At 28.5% G+C, this 2,240-nt stretch carries 4 protein-coding genes and 1 pseudogene; all 5 read left to right on the top strand.

The annotated features are described in order from the left end of the window. Window positions 1-345 (top strand): annotated as a pseudogene (locus tag AC1DJR_RS27175) (IS6-like element ISBth6 family transposase); the annotation flags it as partial. 272 nt (window positions 346-617) lie between these two features. Continuing rightward, window positions 618-788 carry a DUF4083 domain-containing protein gene (locus AC1DJR_RS27170; protein WP_429688919.1) on the top strand — a complete coding sequence of 57 codons (171 nt, stop codon included), beginning with the start codon at window positions 618-620 and terminating at the stop codon, window positions 786-788. A gap of 130 nt (window positions 789-918) precedes the next feature. Then, window positions 919-1,116, top strand: a complete 198-nt coding sequence (locus AC1DJR_RS27165; RefSeq protein ID WP_477003961.1) for a hypothetical protein — start codon at window positions 919-921, stop codon at window positions 1,114-1,116. Window positions 1,117-1,458: 342 nt separating this feature from the next. After that, window positions 1,459-1,857 carry a helix-turn-helix transcriptional regulator gene (locus AC1DJR_RS27160; RefSeq protein ID WP_016103338.1) on the top strand — a complete coding sequence of 133 codons (399 nt, stop codon included), beginning with the start codon at window positions 1,459-1,461 and terminating at the stop codon, window positions 1,855-1,857. A 216-nt stretch (window positions 1,858-2,073) separates the two neighbouring features. Beyond that, window positions 2,074-2,240: SunI/YnzG family protein (locus AC1DJR_RS27155; RefSeq protein ID WP_477003962.1), on the top strand; the 167-nt coding region annotated here is incomplete at its 3' end.

The raw sequence follows: 2,240 nt of genomic DNA, 5'->3' as shown, positions 1-2,240 counted from the left end.
AAGGCTTTGCGGTCTTTTCATGTTTCAAAACCTCGTGCAATCACAGTTGATAAAAATCCCGCCTATCCCATTGCTATCAGCGGGCTGAAGAAAGAGAAAAAAATGCCGTTAGGCATTCAAATCAGACAGATAAAATATCTAAATAACATCGTAGAGCAAGACCATCGTTTCATTAAAAAAAGTATACGCTCTATGTTAGGACTTAAATCTTTTCGCACAGCTACATTTATTCTTGCAGGAGTAGAAGCCATGCATATGATAAAAAAAGAACAGATTGATTTACGGGATCAGTCTGTTCAAAATCAAAAACAATTCATTCATCAATTATTTGGATTAACAGCGTAAAGAACGATTCCGGTAGGAATCCTCATTGTTTTTTGGAATGTATCCTTTATTTGCACCAGAACCGGTTTTACCATAAGTTTAAAAGAAGGAAATAAGAAGTTAGCATTAATTGATTTAGGTTTAGTAATTTTTGCTTTTTGCTTTTTATTTTTTATTTTCTTAGAGTATTAAATATTTTCTCTGAAAATAACTAATTCAATATATACAACCAAAATTACACAATATATTACTCCTCCTAAATGGTACAATAAAGAAAAAGGGGGTTCTGAATAATGCCTTTAGGAACCACTATTTCTTACATGATTATTGCAATAATCATCGGTGCACTGTTTGGCGGGATTATACGTATAATTCGGCATACGAGCAATCGCAAAAAGCAAGATCCAGTTGAGCGAAAGTTAGATAGGGTTATTCAACTGTTAGAAAAACAAAACAAAGATTGACCCTCCCTCCAAACAGGAGGGGTTTGCAATAACTTCCAATAATTAGGGGTTATGTTAACTGATGTAGATACCCTTATTCGAATTCCACAATATGGTATGATTTAGTTATGAAGTTACAAGGGGTGTGAGTATGGAAGATGTATATGGAGGACTAAGATATTTTGGTCTTTTACTTGTATTAGTATTTGGTGTGGGATTTATTATACGTTGGATTTYTCGTGATGTAATTTCGTTAGATCAATTACTTGGTTTAGGTATAGGAATTATTACGTTAATAATGGCGTTTTTTGTAAAGAAATACCGTAAGGAGCTAAATACTAATAGTTAATTTATGCTTTTTTCGGATGAGTATTTCAATAATAATGAGATACTCCTTTTTTACTTGTTAGGGGTGTTTAACTTCTTTATTTATAGTGTTTTGAATGTATACTTTTGTTTTGTATTTTGATGATATTAGGGTATTTATTGTTAAGTCAATGTTTGAGGAGATTTGAATGTAAACTAATATTGAAAAGTTTACATTGGATGTTTTAATTTTTATATTTGAGGTCTTTTTAAATTTTAAGTTAAAGAAAAGTATATTGTGAACTATTGGTTTACATGTATAGAACTGATAGTTTCTTTATTTTTTATTGTTTTATGTGTAATAATTTTTTAAGAGGTGAAGGGGATGAGTTTAGGTCAACAATTAAAAAAGTTTCGTGAATCACAAAATCTTTCCCAAGAAGATGTGGCGAAAAAAATTGGAGTAACTAGACAAGCTGTTTATAAATGGGAGAATGATAAAAGTTATCCTGATATTGATAATTTGATTATACTTAGTGAGTTTTACAATGTAACACTAGATGATCTGATAAAGGGAAATGATAGTTTCAAAAAAAAAATAAAGATTGATGATAAAAATTACGTTAGTTTCTATATAAGTTTTATCTTAATATTTGTAGGGATATGTATAAAATCATCATTAGTCTTTGGATTAGGAATTTTATTACCTATATTTTATGATAGTTTTAAAAAAATGATTAGCTCTATTATTGGTGAATTTAAGTCAATAATTAAAGGGAATTGAGTTGTTTATAAAAAAAGAAGTATAGAATAGAATGTTTTTCTATGCTTCTTTTTAATGTAAATTTTTATTCAAAAGTTTACTTTCAAAAACAGATAAAAATAATTAGTTATTCATATCATTAGTAAACATAAATATCCAATAAAGATAYATAATTACAAATWCAWTTATTTGATTTATAATTATATTTAGAAAAMAGAATGGAAAGGTCTTGGTAATATGTTGGGTATTGATGTTATAAAAACAACAGAGGAATTAATTATTAAATGGCAATTRGCAAAAGTTAGTATTCCATTAAATGAAATTATTGAAGTTACTGAAGATGATACTTATGCTGGTGTTGAAAAAGTAGATGCAATTCGAATTGGGACACCTTATGCTACAAC

It is taken from the genome of Bacillus sp. 05T31, from assembly GCF_056396725.1.
Note: the sequence above shows the minus strand (reverse complement) of the source record. Positions and strands in the feature narration are given on the sequence as shown.